This window comes from Solibacillus cecembensis (assembly GCF_050272495.1).
GTDB lineage: Bacteria > Bacillota > Bacilli > Bacillales_A > Planococcaceae > Solibacillus > Solibacillus cecembensis.
In genome coordinates this window covers 87,720-104,898 of record NZ_JBNNMF010000002.1, presented here as the reverse complement: position 1 = coordinate 104,898, position 17,179 = coordinate 87,720, and the positions used below count along the sequence as shown (strand labels likewise).

Sequence of the window (17,179 nt, the reverse complement as noted above, 5' to 3'; positions counted from 1 at the left end):
GAAAAGTCGAAAAAGCAAAATTCCCATTAATTTACCTATTAAAGGGGAATCCTTCCCATAAAATAAGATGTAATTCACTATTTAATATGATAAAATAATCAAGATAAAGATATAATAGATACGTATAGATTGGAATCGGTGGGAAGGAGCTAAAATAGCCATGTTTTCAAAAGATATTGGGATCGATTTAGGGACGGCGAATGTAATAATCCATGTGAAGGGGAAAGGGATTGTTTTAAATGAGCCGTCCGTTGTGGCGATTGATAAAAATACAGGTAAAGTTCTTGCAGTAGGGGAAGAAGCGCGTCAGATGGTGGGACGTACACCAGGGAATATTAGTGCAATTCGTCCATTAAAGGATGGCGTAATTGCTGATTTTGATATAACAGAAGCGATGTTAAAGCATTTTATAAATAAATTAGATGTAAAAGGTTTTTTATCAAAGCCACGCATATTAATTTGTTGCCCAACTAATATTACAAGTGTAGAGCAAAAGGCAATTCGTGAGGCTGCTGAAAAAGCGGGTGGCAAAAAGGTATACTTAGAAGAAGAGCCAAAAGTAGCGGCAATCGGTGCCGGTATGGACATCTTCCAACCAAGTGGTAACATGGTAGTAGATATCGGTGGTGGTACAACAGATATCGCTGTTTTATCAATGGGTGATATCGTAACGAGCGAATCGATTAAAATCGCAGGTGATGTATTTGATAATGACATCTTGCAATACATAAAGAAAGAATACAAGTTATTGATTGGTGAACGCACATCAGAAGCAATCAAAATGACGATAGGTACAGTTGCTCGTGGTGGGCGTAATGATTCAATGGATATTCGTGGGCGTGATATGGTCACAGGACTACCTCGTACGATTGAAATTCACTCCGACGAGATTGAACAAGCATTGCGTGAATCGGTGAGCATGATTGTGCAGTCTGCCAAAAATGTATTAGAAAAAACACCGCCAGAGTTATCAGCGGATATTATTGACCGTGGTGTTATTATTACAGGCGGTGGCGCATTGTTACATGGGATGGATCAGTTATTAGTGAGCGAATTAAAAGTACCAGTATTTGTCGCTGAAAATCCAATAGACTGCGTAGCGATTGGGACAGGCATTATGTTAGACAATATTGACCGTGCAGTAGGCTCTAGTAAATAACAAACGAACGCGATTTCTAACATTTCTTAAATTATTGCCGATAATATACGAATAAAATATATTTAGAGGTGAATTCAATGTTTAAAGGATTTTATACAGTTGCATCAGGTATGATTGCTCAACAACGTAAAACAGAAATTTTAACAAATAACATGGCAAATGCTAATACACCAGGTTTCAAATCCGATCAGACGACGATTCGTTCGTTTCCAGATATGCTTATGTCAGCTGTGAACTCTACAACAATTCCAACAGAAAAGGGCTTTACATTAAAAGGTCTAGATCCAGTTGGTACGCTTAATGCGGGTGTTTATTTACAAGAAACATTAGCGAATCATACGCAAGGACAAATTTATTCAACAGGTTTGACAACAGATGTAGCATTGATTAACAAAACATTGCCAACAGATGCCGAATCAGGGAATGCAGGCGCTATTTTCTTCCGTTTAGAAGGCGAAGATGGTACAGAATCTTATACGCGTAACGGTAACTTTACATTAGACGGAGAAGGTAATCTAGTTAATCCAAATGGGCTTTTTGTGTTAGATGAAAATGGAGAACGTCTTCAATTTGCAAATGACTTAATTCAAATTAGTCCTGAAGGTGCAATTTTTGATGAAAATGGCGTACAAGTAGGCACGTTAGGTGTTTCATTTGCTGCAAATCCAGATTTATTAATAAAGCGTGATAACGGTCTTTACAATACAATGGATAATGTAAACTTACCATCTGCCTATGGACAAGCAGGCGTTACTTTTGGGATGCAGCATCAATATTTAGAGGGATCAAATGTCGATTCTGCAAAAGCGATGACAGATCTTCTTACATCATATCGAGCATTCGAGGCAAACCAAAAAGTACTACAAGCTTACGATAAAAGTATGGACAAAGCCGTTAATGAAATTGGACGAGTATAACCTTTGACGGATGAAATCGCAAAAGTAGTGAAACTTTGGCTAGGAATACCTCGTCTACTGTTACTACGAGGACAATCAACATACTAAGCCAATTTCAGACGCAATTATACTTTATGCTTAATTGCCAAAAACATAACAGCAAATTTTATCGCGTAGAGGAGACTTAAGCATGTTACGTACAATGGTTACTGCGACAAATACATTGTCACAAATACAGCATCAGCTTGATACAATTAGTTCAAATATCGCCAACAGTAATACGCATGGCTATAAAGCACAACAAGCGAATTTTACAGAAATGTTATATCAACAATTCGATAATGACAAGTTTGATAAAACATTACGCCAATCACCAGTTGGCATTCGCTATGGTGTCGGTGCACAAATTGGTCAAATTCAAGCCAATCAAACACAAGGTGCAATTCAAATGACTGAGCGCGACTTGGATTTTGTCCTTACTGGGAAAAATCAATATTTTAATATTTTGATGCAAGATGAAACGGGTGCACAACAAACGGTGTATACACGTAATGGTAGTTTTTACGTAACACCAACGGAACCAGGCATCGTGTCACTTGTAAATAGTGATGGACATGCAGTAGCAGATTCAGATGGACAGCCGATTACGTTTCCAGATGACGTGAAGCAATTTACGATGAATGCGGATGGCAGTTTAGTTGTAAATTATGCAAACGGTCCAGCACAAACATTCCAATTAGGTATTTCAACACTTCAAAAGCCACAAGTAATGGAGCAAATTCAAGGTGGCACATATATCGGTTTCCCTAATAATTTAGCGGAATTAGGGTATACTGAAGAAAACATCGTTACAAATTTACAAGGGGCAAACCGTCAAGTCGGCATTCAAAAAGGTGCACTTGAAGCGTCTAACGTCGATGTATCAAAAGAGATGACGAGCTTAATTCAAGCACAACGCTCTTATCAGTTCAATACACGCGCGGTAACAATTGCCGATCAAATGCTTGGACTAATTACCGGGATTCGTTAATCGTCACCTTTAAGGGAGTAAAGTTTATGACAAATGAGTTAGAAAGACGAACACAGCAACCAGACGCTACACCTAGGAAGAGAAGGCGTAGAAGAACGGAAGAACCACAATCGGAACAACCGATTCGCTGGGTCCAGCTACGTCTTATTCCAATTTGGCTACGCATCATTATTGTAACCGCATTATTTGTCGGTGTAGCCGTATTGGGACTCACAATTGGATATAGTTTTATCGGGGATGGAGAAGTAGGCGGTGCTCTAAAATGGAGTACTTGGCAGCATCTATTAGACATTATGCAAGGCAAGGAAAACTAAGCGTCTTTTGAAAAGGCGCTTTTTTCTCCAAAAGATAATAAAATATAGTGTATACATAGTGTAAATACAACTTCTTGCACAATTTATATGCAAGAGGTGTTTTTCTGACTTTTTCATATCATGTTCAAACAAATGGGGGTATTAAAATGTTAAACGCAGAGCAAATTCAAGCAATCTTACCACATCGTTATCCATTTTTATTTGTTGATCGAATTCTTGAAATAGAAGAAGGCAAACGCGCAGTAGGTATTAAAAATGTTTCAATGAATGAAGAATTTTTCCAAGGACATTTTCCTGGATATCCTGTTATGCCGGGCGTGCTTATTACCGAAGCATTAGCGCAAGTAGGTGGTGTGGCACTATTGCAAGCAGAGGCTTACAGAGGGCGTCTTGTATTTTTAACAGGAATTGATAATTGCCGTTTTAAGCGCCAAGTCGTACCAGGTGATCAATTAAAGTTAGAAGTAATATTTACTAAACTACGTGGTCAAATGGGCAAAGGGCATGGTATTGCTACAGTTGATGGCGAACTTGTATGTGAGTGCGATATTTTATTTGCGATTGGCCCAGAACAGCCAAAATAGGCAAATTTGCAATTCTAACGTAAAGATTATAGAATATAGGTTGACTATATTCTTTATTTTAGAAAAATAATGAGCGAACTTTGGCTTTAAACGTAGGAGGTTTTTAAATAGATGTATAAACAACTATCTTCAGGTGTGAAAATCAGTATCACTCGATCGATTTCTACATCTTTTGAATCATATTTAGCAAGTATAGCTTGGGAAGAAGATAAGTTTTCAATGGAAGACTTTATGGTCAGCTGGCAAAGTTATTTTAAAGACAATGCAGCATGGATTGATAAAGTGCCACAAGAAGTATTATTAAGTACTGAATTCCACGAAGAAATTGCTAAAAAAATCGATGAAGTGATGACGAAAATTTTAAACGAAGCGCCAACAGCAAAGCAAAAAACCGAAATTGCAAAGCTTCAAAAAACATTGGGGACAAATTATACATTTGAATGCAAGGCAGAAGCAACTTATATTGAACAGCTTTTAAAAGATAAATTAAAATAATATCGAATATATGTAGGATAGAACCTTCCTTTCCCGGGCAATCTATGTACGATCACAGTTGTGATTGACATGCAATGCTCATATGAGAGGAGGGATTTTTTATGTGGAAACCAATGATTTTAGTTTCCGTAATGTCACTAGCATTACTAGCAGGATGCAATACGAACAATGATAAACTGAACGAGGAAACACCGATGCGAGATGTCGAAAACGGGGTAGATGACGCGATGCGAGACACGCGTGACGCAATTGATGATACGATGGATGCGGTTGATCCAAGTATCAACAATAATGGGGATTTACCAAATGAACCTGGTCGAGTAAATGATGGCACAATAAATAATGATACAGTTGTTCCAGAAGTAGACAATGGTACAATCGCACCAGGTGCCCCATCTGTTAAAGAAGAAGGCATCGTCGAAAGTAGTAAAGATAAGAAAGCTGAATAAGCATGAAAGTAAAAAACCAATTGGCTGCGTAAAACTTACGCGAGCCAATTGGTTTTTTGTTTTGAATATAATGCCACTACAAAGATTTATTTTTTACTTCTTGTTGCTCTAATTTTTCATTGCGTTCTTTTAGTGATGGACGTTCACGCATACCACGCTCAAATGCTTCAAGTAGCTCGTCATTGCGCAATCCACCTTCAAGTAGCTGTGATAGTAGCAACTCAGCATATTTTTTCCGTTGAGCCTTCAAGCGTCCTTTTAACAGGACAGAGATTTGATCGCCAATTTCAGAAATCGAATGAACGACAACTGAAAAGGGAGCAGGTTCATTATCTGGTAGTGAGATAATGGCGCGTGCATCTAAAATCGCATCGGCACATCGTAGCTCATTAAAAAATTCATGGTATTCGGAAGATGTAAATAGTTCGAGTACCCACATTTGATGACTATTTTCTTGATTAATAATAATTCCATCAACTAAAGGTATTTTTTTGATTTGACCTTCAGAAAATAAGTCAAAAGAGAGCATTTTAAAGGTTTTCAAGCTCGTTCTCCCCCTTCATTATTCCTAGTAACAGTATAGCATAGAAAAAAATGCGAAATTGACAATTTGAAAAAGTCCTCAAAAATCGCTACATATCAAGATTTCATCGGTAAATTAAGCAAAAAGGAGCTACTAATAAATTGCCTAAAAATGATATTTCGAAACGGAAATCATGGGAAATTTCACATATGGTATTTTGCAAGAAAAGGACAGCATCAAGTAAGATAAAAACATCCAAAGAGGAAAGGAGGTTACTAGGTGAACCAAGTCGGACTGGTTGGTAGAGTAACAAAAGATCCCGTGCTTCGACAATTATCGGAAAATCGAATGTACACAAATTTTACTTTAGCGATTAATCGTAATTTCAAAAACAGTGAAGGCAATATTGAAGCAGACTTCGTTAGCTGCATTACATGGGGCAAGCTAGCAGAGCGTGTTGTGAAATACTGCGGAAAAGGCTCCTTAATTGGTGTGAATGGCAGGCTCCAATCTAGAACTTATATGAATCAGGAAAACCAAAAAGTATATACAATGGAAGCGGCTGTTGAGGATGTCCGATTTTATGTGTTAAAAATGCCGAGTGTAGCGGATACAATGCCAATGAAGTCCACCCAACATGATGTTACACAAGAAATACCAGCTGATTTTGTGTTACCTGAGCATGAAGAAAACCTACCCATTGAACAGGTATAATTTCAAGGTAAACAAAGGGGTGTTCTTTTTCTGTAGTAGTTGTCCATAGTCATTAGAAAAAAATTAGATTTGAGGTGAACGCTAAAATCTGCTGTTGACCGCGCAGTAGTAAAATTCATTCTCCTATTTTACCGACTTTGATAAATGACGTAGAATACTAAAAACTATCTTGCACAATTGAATAAAGTAGTGAAGTAAGCAAAAAAAGAGTCTACTTCATGGCGTATAAGTAGACTCTTCTCCTTGTTATTTTTCAATTGCACCGGCTTATTTTAAGCTTGCCGTATCAAGCATCATTAAATCAACTAATTCTCCATCATCGAGCTCAGTTAACCATTTGCTCGACTGAATCAATTCCTCAGACAACGCTGATTTTAATGCAATCATTTTATCAATTTTTTCTTCTATCGTACCAATCGTTATAAATTTATGCACCTGCACAAAGCGTGTTTGGCCGATACGGTATGCGCGGTCCGTCGCCTGATTTTCTACCGCCGGATTCCACCAACGATCGGCATGTAATACATGATTGGCCGCAGTTAAGTTTAGCCCCGTACCACCAGCCTTCAGTGACAGGATGAATATAGGGAACTCACCCGCTTGGAATGCATCGACTAAACGATCACGCTGCTGTTTTGGCATACTTCCCGTTAAAAAGGGAACATCCAAATCATAAAGCTCTGCTAAACAGTGCTGCAGAAGATTCCCCATCCCGATATATTGGGTAAAAATTAAGCATTGCTCCCCGTTATCGACAATTTCTGCGGTTAATTCTATAATGCGTTTTAGCTTTACAGAGCGATTTAGCATCGTATTTGCATCCTCAAAGGGCTCCTTTAAATACAGCGAAGGATGATTACATAACTGTTTTAACTTATTGAGCATTTTTAAAATACGTCCCTTTTTCTCAAAACCAGTCATTTGTTCAAGCTGTGCAAGCGTATCTTGAATATAACCCTCATATAAAGCGGCTTGCTCACTTGTTAATGCACAAAACTCTTGCATTTCCTGCTTCTCCGGTAAGTTCAGCATCAACTCAGGATCACGCTTTGTACGTCGCAGTAAGAAAGGACGAATTTTCATACGCAATACCCGCTTATGTGAGTCGGATTCGTCACGCTCAATCGGTAAAATAAATTGATCAGAAAATTTGCCAAAGCTACCTAAATAGCCTTTATGAATAAAGTCAAAAATAGCCCAAAGCTCGGATAAACGATTTTCGACAGGCGTTCCTGTTAAAGCAATATGATGAATACCTTGAAGCTTTCGAATTGCCCGAGATTGCATCGTTTGCATATTTTTAATGTTTTGCGCCTCATCTAATACGACAGTAGAGAAGTCAATCGCTTGTAAGTCTTCCGCATCTTGTGTCGCTGTACCGTAAGTTGAAAGGATAATTTGCGGTTTTTCCTCAGCTAAGTAACTTGTGAATTCATCGCCTTTTAAACGTCGGTTTCCGTAGTGCGTGTGGACTTTTACATCGGGTGCAAAGCGTGCAATTTCTTTTTGCCAATTTCCTAATACAGAAGTAGGGCAAATGATTAAGGAAGGCTTATCTTCTTGCAATGTTTCAATCGTATATAGCAAATACGTAATCAATTGAATCGTTTTTCCAAGCCCCATATCATCGGCAAGGCAAGCGCCAAATCGCTGCTCGCGCATGAAAATGAGCCATTCAAAGCCCTCTTTTTGATAAGGTCGCAGCTCGGCATGAAGCATCGTCGGTACTGGCACAGTAGGGAGACCCTTTTTGTTTTGAAGTTGCCCAATATAGTGCTGGAGCGACTGTTGCATTTCAAACGCAAACATCGGATCATCGCGCTCGGCATCATCTAGATCGTCTTCTTCAAGAGGGGCAGCAAGTGTTTCAGGTAGCTCACGGAATAATAAATCACGCACAGTCCAGTTTTCTTCGTCGGCCTGTTCCATTAAAGCGCGCATCTCATTTAGCCACTGGGCATCCATACGGAACCATTCCGTCCCAATGCGTACAAATTCTCGTTTTTCATCAACAAGCTTACGGAATTGCTCCGCTGAAATATCCTCACCATTCATTGAAAATTGCCATTTGAATGTTAAAATATCGTCCAGACCTGCAACAGAACGAGTCGATTGATTGTTGGCGCTCACACGTACACGCATTTTCGATTGTTTTAGTTCTTTTAACCAGGCAGGTAAAATGACATCAAAGCCCATCGCCTGTAATTTTGCTAAATCTTTGCGTAAAAAATCGCGCACTTCTATATCTGAGAGCTCCAGATGAATAAAATGTGAATCTGGAGCATTTAATTGAATTAATTCCATTATTTGCTTTTGCATTTCTTCAATCTGTGGTGCAAGGTGAAGCCACTTTTTAGGGAGTGTCAGTGAAATAGGTGATGATAGCTTCCGTACAGCAGGTGTCCAATGCTTTACAGATCCAGTACCGGTTAGAATCGTTTCAAGTAACCAATTTTCTGCATTTTCTTCGGGTTCACTTAAACGGAGCGATATTTTCACCCCATCCAACGAACGAGAGCTTTGAATCGGCCAACCACCATTTTGAAAGAAAGGAATGAGCGATACCGCATCCTCCTTTGTCATACCGGCAGCAGCTAGTTTTTGTTCCACGGCATTTTGAATCAGCTCGTTTGAAAATGTAAACCCGTCCTCAGTCACTGCCGCGCGTTCCCATAAAGATGTGGAACTCCAAAGTGGTAACGTATCACGAAGGCTTTGAAAGAGTGTCATGGTTTCTTCATCGCCCGCTTCCACATCAATGAAGGGATGCTTATACTGGGGTGAAAAAACATCGAGTAACTCAGCAGCAGAGAGCAGTAAATCCCGCTCTTGAAGTGAAGTACCCACACCATAATATTGCGACTCGTAATTGAAGTAGAGTGTTGGCACCCAATTGGCAGTCGGCAAAATTAAACCCGCTTCATTATAGGCAGTAATTGAATAATAGCCTGGTCGCACCTGCGAGATTGTGAAGTGGAATACCTTTAAAAAGGGTGATTTCGTATTGAATAAAAAGTGCATAATATACTGCGTGAAAACGCAATTTCACCTCCGATTACTGTAAATCTAAACGATTAAATTGCTGTTATCAATTTCTTCTTGAAGCGCACGCAAACGTTTGTGTTGATGTTGAATTTCCTGCATATAGGATTCAAAAAACTCAAGTTTGTCCGCCTTTTTTGAAGCGGATTTCATTGCTCTCCAAATGCGTACAGCTTGCTTGTAATTGATGCGCGATTTTTGCTGAATCTCATTCATCGCATAATAATGATAAAGCGGTAAAGTCACACCAGGCGCATTTGAAACGACATCCTTTAGTCCGCAGCTATCCAAGTATGAAATAGATGAAGGATATAGCTGATGCAGGGCGACCCAATCCGGGTAGCGTTGTTGTGCGAGTAAGTAATTCGAAAAGGCTTGAACACCGTATTTCCCGTATGCAGAAAATAAGGTGAGTTCTTCCTGCTCATGTAAATGGATTTGTGAATATAATAAATCAAGCAATCTTGTGAACTGCTGACGACGCATCGGTGTTAAGTGTTGATGAATATACTCCGTTAAATAGGGTAGCGCTGCCTTTAAAATGAGCTCTGCACCTTGTTGTTGCTCCTTCTTTAGCGCGAAATGAGCAATCGTAATAAAGGTTTCAAGATTTGCTGGATTAATGGCTTGGACAGTTTGCTGCAGTTGATCATCGTCCGATTGTAAAATGTAAAAAGCGCTTCTTAAAGCCATTAAATCAATGTCAGATGTCCCACTCGGCAAGCTTTCTAGTAATTGTAACTCTTTTTGGATTTGCTTCTTGTCAGTAAATAAATTTTCCCACAGGCTTAAGTACAAAGCTAAACGACGATGTGGCGCACCATTTTCAATAAGCACAAGTGCACGAATTTGATGTTGAATGGCATCAAAAAATGGCTCAGTCGCAAATAATCGGCGAGCTGCCTGTACATCTGAAACAGCATGATCAATCAGCCCGAATACTTTATCCAAATAGTAAAGGAAATAGTCAGACTGCATCGGCGAATTCATACGGATTAGATACTCCCATAAGCGCTTTAGCATAGCCACCTCAATAAATAAATCAAACAGGGGCTGCCATTCTCGTTCAAATGGGCGATGACGACGTAATTTCTGTCGTACATTTTCAAATATAGAAGGAATTAAAATTGGTTCAATTTGTCGCTTATTATCTAGCGCGTGAAGCAGTACTTCATCGACCATGCGCTGCCAATTTTCGGGACTGCGCGCACTTGCTAATGATTCAAGTTTAACTGTTTTTTTAGCCCGCCATTGTCCTGCCCAGTCTTGTACGGAAATAAAATATTGCGACAGGGCCAAAATAACGCCGAGCTGGTGACGGCAACTCGTTTTTTGCGGACAGCTACATGAAATTTGCTGACGACGAAAATCAATCGTGACTTCAGCAGGGCGCACATCTTGAACGACACTATACAGCGTTTCACTAAATGGAATATAGCGCTCAAAAATAATCGCCTTATTGCGGACAGAAAAGACAGCCCGCCTTACAAGCTCCTCATCCTCAGTCGACGAGGGGTGCAATTGTTGCTCGTGAAATTGCAATGTATCAGTTATATAATCCCGATGATCTCGGGCTACTTCAGCAATGGATAAACCCATTTCATCACTCCTACCTAATCACTAAATCAAATATATCTCGGTATAATTGCGTCCGAAAGAAAAAAGCACTCCTTCCATTATAATACGAAACGAAACAAAGCGTAAACGAAGAAGCTGACAAATGAATTTTCTTTAACTTGTTTCAGCAGAATTTAAGCCCTTGCTGAATCAAGTTAAGCCCCGGCGGATGTCACAGATTTTTTAGGGGAGTTTTTCGAGCGAGCTCGAAAAAAATCTGGACGCAATTACGCCGAGGCGTAATTGATAATATTTGAAAACCGATAAAATACCCGAAATTGGAAGTTTGAAATGTCAAATGTATGGGGAAACTATTAGTAAGTAAAGAAAATGATTAAAAAAGCATATAATAATCTGGAAAAGTTAGGGCTTTTGTATTCGAAAACAACATATGTAAGGACATCAATTCCCATTAGTCTAACCGGGATATGTCTTTCTAATCGTTAGGAGGGATAATTATGATTCATGTTCAATTTATGAAGCCGTTTTATACGAAGGTAGCAGGTACAAAATTGCGCTTAGTATTTGCTTATCAATATTTTTCGATTACAAAGGACGACGAGATTTTTCACTTCATTCCCATTGAGGGGAAGGAAATGGTCATTGATTTAAATACAATGCAAATCGAAAATCTATCGGATGTGTTTGTATTCCAGCGCGGCAATCGTTTTATACGCCTTCCGTTATATCAGTTGCTGTTAGTATCCAATGTCCATGAGCATTTAATGCCGATTTTAGATAATGCCTCAGTCAATGTACAGCCGGCGATAACGACAGTAAAAGCCGAACTCAATGAAGAGGTCGAAAGCATTGTTCATGCACTGGAAGAGGAAAATTTAGAGCGACTCATTGATGATGCACTTGCTGTTCGAGATGAAGATTTATTTTATCACTTAATGATGGAGAAGCAAAAGTTAAGTAAAGGTTTCGCAACGTGAATATTGCACCACTCATGTTGAAATATTAAAAAAAGTAGCCGACAGTAGGGAACTGTTTAGGCTGCTTTTTTGTGAGAAAAGCGTGTGATTACACTCTAATAGCAGTTTTTTTGAATAAAATACGCATAGCAGTCACTGAGCAAGGAGATTGATACGCAGCTATTCACACCATTTTTTTTGATTCAAATCAATCAAGAATCATAAAAAAACTTCATATTTCCAGTGATTTTTTGTGTTATTACATCGAAAAAAATGCGTTAAACTATTACAACGTGCTGCTTATTTTTTGCTAACAGTTGATTTGACAACGATGCCAAAAAAGTTTGTGCGTTTTTCAAATCAATTTAGGGCCGTTTGGCGAAATCGCTATACAACTTAATTTTAAATAAGTGACAAACGCCCCTTTTGCTTACTAAATACCTAAGTTAGCACTTATTTTTAAATATGTAGTATATCAAATATGCTGAATCACGAATTTACGCAAAAAAAATTGTACGGTAAAAATTTTGATGCAAGCTTTTCAAAGTGGCTGCTTGCCTATAACTACGGCATTTCTGTGCGTTGAATAAAAAATGATTTGTCCATTTTTTCGGCATACTTATCACGATTTTTCACTAAAAATAATAGCGTTTCGGGTCAAAAAACAGTCATTTTTCATGTGAAATTAATTGCTTTTAGATCTAAAAAGCAATTCTAAGGTGACACGACTTCATTTTTGTACGAATGTGTAGACGGATAAATTCGGAAATCGACGGATAACCCCCAAAACAATTAAACAATCACAAAAAATCCGCCGTTTCTCCCACTAGGGAGAAACGGCGGACTACATATCAATAACCAATAATTACTTCAAAAACGTCTCCAACGCTAATTTTGCAGTAGCATTAGCTTCTGCTTGGAGTGTTTGTACTTGCTCGCTTAAAGCTTGCTCCAAAGATGGCAGATTCGCGAGCATGTCAACAGCACGTTCGAATAGCTGCGTACCATCCCAATCATCCTTTTCAACATGACCAATGACCGGTTGATTAGCAATATCCGCAAACGCATCGATTTTCGGATCATACGAAAGCGCGATAAAAGGTGTTGCTTGAATGGCAGAAAAGATTAACGAGTGCAGGCGCATCCCGATTAATAAATCAGATTGCCCAATCACGGCGATTTTCTCCTCAATTGAAAGATTGCCAGGTGCGATAATACATTTTTCCTGCATCAGCGCGGCAAGTTCATGAGATGATTTTTCATCATGATCGCCGTGCATCGGAATAAATACAATCGTTTTCCCGTCGCGTGCAAGTAAATCTAAGCTATCCGCAATCTTTTGCTTGAACGGAACAGCAGATGGCCAATCGCGTACACTTACCGTAATATAGCCGTTGTCGAAAGTTTGCCCTGCCAGCCATTCACTACGAAATGTCTTTGCATCTAGCCCCATAACAGGATCTGGCACAATCGACACGGAACTGTTCATACCAATGTCCGCTAAAAGTTGTTTCGATGCCACGTCGCGGACTGTAATTTGATCCACTTTTTTAAACGTATTTTTCACAAGCAGTTGACTAATTTTTTGATTGATTGGGCCCATCCCTTGCGCATAAACGAATACCGGCTTTTTATGAAATTTCGCAATGCGGATAATGCCGCAATAGTAGGGGATTGACTTCATCCCCGTTTGATCTTGCATTAAACTACCGCCACCACTAATGAGTCCATCTGCTTGTTTCAGCATTTGTGAAACTTTTTTTAGCTTCCAACGATTGACCGCATTGACACCATATGTTTGTGCGGTGCTTGCTGGATTGTTCGAAAGCACCGTAATTTTAACATCAGGCTGCCATTTTCGAAGGGCATGGACGATTGAAAATAAAATCGCCTCATCCCCAACATTATCAAAGCCGTAGTAGCCAGAAAGCACTACATGCATTAAGACCACCTCGCAATTGCTTTTTTAGCTACCTTAAGAAGTAGCTTGAAGATGAAAATGAATACAAATCCAATAACTAAACCGAAAACAACACTATACGCTGTACGCAATACCGAAACGCCAAGTGGAATGTGTAAATGCGTAAATGTATTCATGATTGATAGGAAACCAATAACACCCGGTACAAGTAGGATGCTCCCCCATTTACGATTAATACTCATCGCATAAAGCGCGACAATAAATAGTGGGAAGCCGATTAAAAATTCCTTCGTTCGCGGGCGAATGTATAAAACATCCTCCAGCCATTGACGGATTACTAATTCCAAATTGCTGACTGAGCCTGCGTTTCCTGTACGGCTAATGTAGAATAAACCGATGACAGCAACAACGACGAATAGCAGTAAATGCCAGTAACGAACTTCCTTATTGACGATTTTTACAGAGTTGAGCAGGGCATTTTTATAGCCATTTTCAAAAATATTGGTCATCATCATGAAGACGAATAGGCTGACACCCGCAATTGGTATAATGTAAACGAGCTTCACCCCGCGGAATGCCTCAAAGCCTGTAACGAAGCCATTACCATTTAATAAACCGATCACAATGGCGATACCAACCGCACTAATCGCAACGGCTTTCATATATTGAACGGTAATTTTACCGAAACTACTTGAGCCTTGTGCTGTATGAACGACCGCATAAATCGGAGTTAATACAGCAATAATTAAGGCAAACGATTGAATAAATAGCAAGCGATCAAGTAAGAAATAAGCAACGGCAAGTAATAGCATAACTAATGTTGCTAAAATTCGTAGTGGATTGCATTTTAACAAGCCAAACATAACATACGTAAAAATTGTTCCTGCCAGTAAAATCATTGCTGTTGCCCAAGAAGGAACATCGATTTTATCAAATGCAGCAGGTGTACCTAATTGATAAGAAGCGTGCATACGTTTTTGTACGTCTGTTAAGTACTCAACAGCAAGCTCTAAGTTTTCTGTTGGATTTTCTGTTGTTTTAATATGGTAGAAAATCGATTTAATATTACGCTCTTTTACTGCACGAACCGTACGATCCACCATTTTCTGCAAAGTTAATGTCGTTTCACGGTTAATATCGATACTGTGTAGACGAATCGAGTCGTAATTTGTATGACGTGCAAGCGTTTGTTCACCAATCATTGGATTACCCTCAATTGTATAGAAGGAATAATCCGCCTCTTTTAATTGTTGGATCATCTTGCTTTGAGATTCTTGTCCAAAGCCGATTACTTCAGCGCCAGAACCAAGTAGTCTAGATGTATTATCTGATTTCATATCTACTAATTGCTGAACGATTTTGTTGTTCACAACTTCACTTTGAGCGTTTGTCACGCGGAATACATGGAGTAAACCTTGTGCTTGAATCGCTTCAAGTGCCATTTCATCATAGCCAATCGGTGTATCAATATCGTAATCTTCATTTGAACGAGCAAGGAAGTAGAACGGCTCATCGCCAATCATTACATTTTCTACCTCGATATTGTCCGTAATTAACTGCTGATAATAAGGATCCTCAGGAACAGAAATATAATATCCAGGCTCCGTCACATCAATCGCATCACGATAAGGGGTAAAGCGTAGTTGTGCCGCTAAATTACTTTCTTTAAAAAGCGTAATAATATTTTGGTTTTCTAAATCTCTCAGATGAAGAGGACTCAAACTAACTGTCGTTAATCCGGCTTCTTTTAATGTTGCAAGTATTTCATCCACCGATAAGTCGCTTTCAGTAGAAGTTGTTAAAATTTCATCATACGGAATAATAATTTCATAGTTTTTATTACTTTGTTCTGCTTTCCAACGATTGATTAACCCTGTGGAAGAGGCAAGCAGTAATAGGACAATGATTGCCCATAGCCAAGTGCGTTTTAATTTCATCGTATTCCTCTTTCTTTCTGGTAATTGAAGTTTTTTTCCGATCACAGGAATTTTACGTAAATCTTCTGGATGAATTGCTCCTGTTAGCCATAGCAGTCCGAAATACACGACACCGCCAACAGCCATTGCGACGAATACATAGCCAAGTGCTAAAAGTCGTCCCCAGCTTGCCACATCAAGTAGCAACGTAGGAAGTCCAACTACAGCACCCATTAAAATAGAAGAAAGTATAATTTTTATTGTGCTCCAATTGAAAGCAGTAAAGCGTATGGCACGTAGTAAGAACACGGTATTGACGATAAATACGACAAGGTAAACGACTAATGTTGACCAAGCAGCACCATCTAAGCCGTAAAGCTGAATGAACACAATATTTAACACAATTTTCAGCAAGACGCCCCCCACAATAATGAATGCGCCTAACCGTGCTAAATTCATTCCTTGTAGCACACCTGTACTTACTAATGTCAGTGAAGTAAATACCGCACTCGCATTAATAATCGCCAACATCGAGCTACCTTCTATGTTTGTATAAAGTGCTAAATTTAATGGTAAAGTGATTGCCAGTAAACCCATCGCAGCAGGCCATGTAATAAGGTGCGTCATGCGGTACGTTTGTTCAATGACAGCGCGCGTCCCAATAAGATCCTTTTGCGCAAGCTTTGTCGTAATAAATGGCACGAGCGGCAAAATGATGGAAGAAGCAAAAACGGTTGTAATTTGCACTAACGTCGCACCACGTCCATAAAGCCCGAATAAATAAATAATTTCCTGTTGTGCCTCTACACCAATTTGTCGTAAAGAATAAGCAATCGTAAAGGAATCAACAAAATTAAACAACGCCATCGTAATCGAACCAATCGCAATTGGAATCGAAATTTTTAAAATGATGCCACTCCATTTTGAGAAATCCTTTGCTTCATATTTTTCTTTACTAACGACCTTAACCGGTGAGCGATGATATTTAAGGCGCAAGTAAACGAGTGAAACAAGTGCACCGAATACTGAGCCAATCATCACGCCACCAGCAATAATTTCTGTTGAGTAGTCCATTTTCACAAGAACATAAGCTGCAACGATAATCAGTACGGCACGAACGAGCTGCTCGACTACTTGTGAAATGGCAGTAGGGCGCATATCTCCATAACCTTGGAAAAAGCCACGGTAAACCGCCATATAAGGGGCAACTAATAAAGTAAGCGCCACAATAATTAATGCAAAGCGAGTAGACGGTCCACCGAGTGCCTGCGCAAGTATGTTAGAGAAGCTAAAAATAATCGTAAAGCTAAAAAGTCCGAAGCAAATGGCCAAAATACTCGCCGTCATATAAATTTTCTTTATTTGCTGCGGTGTTTTACGCGCATTAGCTTCCGCAATCAGTTTGGAAATTGCTAGTGGAATCCCAGCTACGGATAAATAAAGTGCAACCATGTAAACAGGGTACACAGCGGTAAATATACCAAGTACCTCATCCCCCGCAATATTTTGCAAAGGGACGCGGAATATACTACCTAAAATTTTAGAAAGTAGCGTCGCAATCGTGAGGATGACGGTACTCTTAACTAACGTAGATTGACTCAT

At 39.3% G+C, this 17,179-nt stretch carries 14 protein-coding genes; 9 read left to right on the top strand and 5 right to left on the bottom strand.

Annotated elements, in window-relative coordinates:
- The first annotated feature begins 160 nt into the window (after positions 1-160).
- The 7 genes from mreB (at position 161) to ACQKIH_RS02270 (ending at position 4,927) form a co-directional block, all read left to right on the top strand.
- Positions 161-1,159 carry a rod shape-determining protein gene (gene mreB, locus ACQKIH_RS02300; protein ID WP_427763221.1) on the top strand — a complete coding sequence of 333 codons (999 nt, stop codon included), beginning with the start codon at positions 161-163 and terminating at the stop codon, positions 1,157-1,159.
- A 77-nt stretch (positions 1,160-1,236) separates the two neighbouring features.
- Positions 1,237-2,076 (top strand): flagellar hook-basal body protein, encoded by an 840-nt coding sequence (locus tag ACQKIH_RS02295; protein WP_427763220.1) that lies wholly within the window; start codon positions 1,237-1,239, stop codon positions 2,074-2,076.
- Between the two features lie 169 nt (positions 2,077-2,245).
- The gene (locus ACQKIH_RS02290; RefSeq protein ID WP_427763219.1) at positions 2,246-3,085 is read left to right on the top strand and encodes a flagellar hook-basal body protein; all 840 of its coding nucleotides are present in this window, start codon (positions 2,246-2,248) and stop codon (positions 3,083-3,085) included.
- Positions 3,086-3,111: 26 nt separating this feature from the next.
- Entirely contained in the window at positions 3,112-3,399 is a 288-nt protein-coding gene (locus ACQKIH_RS02285) for a DNA-directed RNA polymerase subunit beta (RefSeq protein ID WP_057986781.1), read from the top strand.
- Between the two features lie 146 nt (positions 3,400-3,545).
- Complete coding sequence (gene fabZ / locus ACQKIH_RS02280; RefSeq protein WP_427763217.1) at positions 3,546-3,983, top strand: 3-hydroxyacyl-ACP dehydratase FabZ; 438 nt, start codon at positions 3,546-3,548, stop codon at positions 3,981-3,983.
- A gap of 111 nt (positions 3,984-4,094) precedes the next feature.
- On the top strand, positions 4,095-4,478 hold the full coding sequence (locus ACQKIH_RS02275) for a hypothetical protein (RefSeq protein WP_427763216.1): 384 nt from the start codon (positions 4,095-4,097) through the stop codon (positions 4,476-4,478).
- A 101-nt stretch (positions 4,479-4,579) separates the two neighbouring features.
- On the top strand, positions 4,580-4,927 hold the full coding sequence (locus ACQKIH_RS02270) for a hypothetical protein (protein WP_057986787.1): 348 nt from the start codon (positions 4,580-4,582) through the stop codon (positions 4,925-4,927).
- 76 nt (positions 4,928-5,003) lie between these two features.
- Here the strand turns inward: ACQKIH_RS02270 and ACQKIH_RS02265 are convergent, their stop codons facing one another.
- Positions 5,004-5,471: a YwpF family protein gene (locus tag ACQKIH_RS02265; protein ID WP_427763214.1), complete on the bottom strand. Its 468-nt coding sequence runs from the start codon at positions 5,469-5,471 to the stop codon at positions 5,004-5,006.
- Positions 5,472-5,729: 258 nt separating this feature from the next.
- Between ACQKIH_RS02265 and ACQKIH_RS02260 the strand changes: the two genes are divergently transcribed.
- Positions 5,730-6,164: a single-stranded DNA-binding protein gene (locus tag ACQKIH_RS02260; RefSeq protein WP_427763213.1), complete on the top strand. Its 435-nt coding sequence runs from the start codon at positions 5,730-5,732 to the stop codon at positions 6,162-6,164.
- A gap of 267 nt (positions 6,165-6,431) precedes the next feature.
- Here the strand turns inward: ACQKIH_RS02260 and ACQKIH_RS02255 are convergent, their stop codons facing one another.
- Together ACQKIH_RS02255 and ACQKIH_RS02250 are read right to left on the bottom strand one after the other, a co-directional pair.
- A complete protein-coding gene (locus ACQKIH_RS02255) occupies positions 6,432-9,185 on the bottom strand; it encodes a DEAD/DEAH box helicase (RefSeq protein ID WP_427763212.1) in 2,754 nt (917 codons plus the stop codon).
- A 45-nt stretch (positions 9,186-9,230) separates the two neighbouring features.
- Positions 9,231-10,805, bottom strand: a complete 1,575-nt coding sequence (locus ACQKIH_RS02250) for an SWIM zinc finger family protein (protein WP_427763211.1) — start codon at positions 10,803-10,805, stop codon at positions 9,231-9,233.
- Positions 10,806-11,281: 476 nt separating this feature from the next.
- Here ACQKIH_RS02250 and ACQKIH_RS02245 point away from each other — a divergent pair, with 476 nt between their 5' ends.
- Positions 11,282-11,761, top strand: a complete 480-nt coding sequence (locus ACQKIH_RS02245; protein WP_427763209.1) for an IDEAL domain-containing protein — start codon at positions 11,282-11,284, stop codon at positions 11,759-11,761.
- An 844-nt stretch (positions 11,762-12,605) separates the two neighbouring features.
- On the opposite strand, the gene csaB is transcribed toward ACQKIH_RS02245, so the two are convergent.
- Both csaB and ACQKIH_RS02235 read right to left on the bottom strand, forming a co-directional pair.
- Entirely contained in the window at positions 12,606-13,682 is a 1,077-nt protein-coding gene (gene csaB / locus ACQKIH_RS02240; RefSeq protein ID WP_427763208.1) for a polysaccharide pyruvyl transferase CsaB, read from the bottom strand.
- A complete protein-coding gene (locus ACQKIH_RS02235; protein WP_427763207.1) occupies positions 13,682-17,179 on the bottom strand; it encodes a DUF5693 family protein in 3,498 nt (1,165 codons plus the stop codon). The genes csaB and ACQKIH_RS02235 overlap by 1 nt, the downstream gene beginning before the upstream one ends.

Bases quoted from the DNA above. Each gene is read 5' to 3' on its own strand.
- mreB (WP_427763221.1), top strand. From the start codon at position 161: ATGTTTTCAAAAGATATTGGGATCGATTTAGGGACGGCGAATGTAATA.
- ACQKIH_RS02295 (WP_427763220.1), top strand. From the start codon at position 1,237: ATGTTTAAAGGATTTTATACAGTTGCATCAGGTATGATTGCTCAACAA.
- ACQKIH_RS02290 (WP_427763219.1), top strand. From the start codon at position 2,246: ATGTTACGTACAATGGTTACTGCGACAAATACATTGTCACAAATACAG.
- ACQKIH_RS02285 (WP_057986781.1), top strand. From the start codon at position 3,112: ATGACAAATGAGTTAGAAAGACGAACACAGCAACCAGACGCTACACCT.
- fabZ (WP_427763217.1), top strand. From the start codon at position 3,546: ATGTTAAACGCAGAGCAAATTCAAGCAATCTTACCACATCGTTATCCA.
- ACQKIH_RS02275 (WP_427763216.1), top strand. From the start codon at position 4,095: ATGTATAAACAACTATCTTCAGGTGTGAAAATCAGTATCACTCGATCG.
- ACQKIH_RS02270 (WP_057986787.1), top strand. From the start codon at position 4,580: ATGTGGAAACCAATGATTTTAGTTTCCGTAATGTCACTAGCATTACTA.
- ACQKIH_RS02255 (WP_427763212.1), bottom strand. From the start codon at position 9,185: ATGCACTTTTTATTCAATACGAAATCACCCTTTTTAAAGGTATTCCAC.
- ACQKIH_RS02250 (WP_427763211.1), bottom strand. From the start codon at position 10,805: ATGGGTTTATCCATTGCTGAAGTAGCCCGAGATCATCGGGATTATATA.
- ACQKIH_RS02245 (WP_427763209.1), top strand. From the start codon at position 11,282: ATGATTCATGTTCAATTTATGAAGCCGTTTTATACGAAGGTAGCAGGT.
- csaB (WP_427763208.1), bottom strand. From the start codon at position 13,682: ATGCATGTAGTGCTTTCTGGCTACTACGGCTTTGATAATGTTGGGGAT.
- ACQKIH_RS02235 (WP_427763207.1), bottom strand. From the start codon at position 17,179: ATGAGTCAATCTACGTTAGTTAAGAGTACCGTCATCCTCACGATTGCG.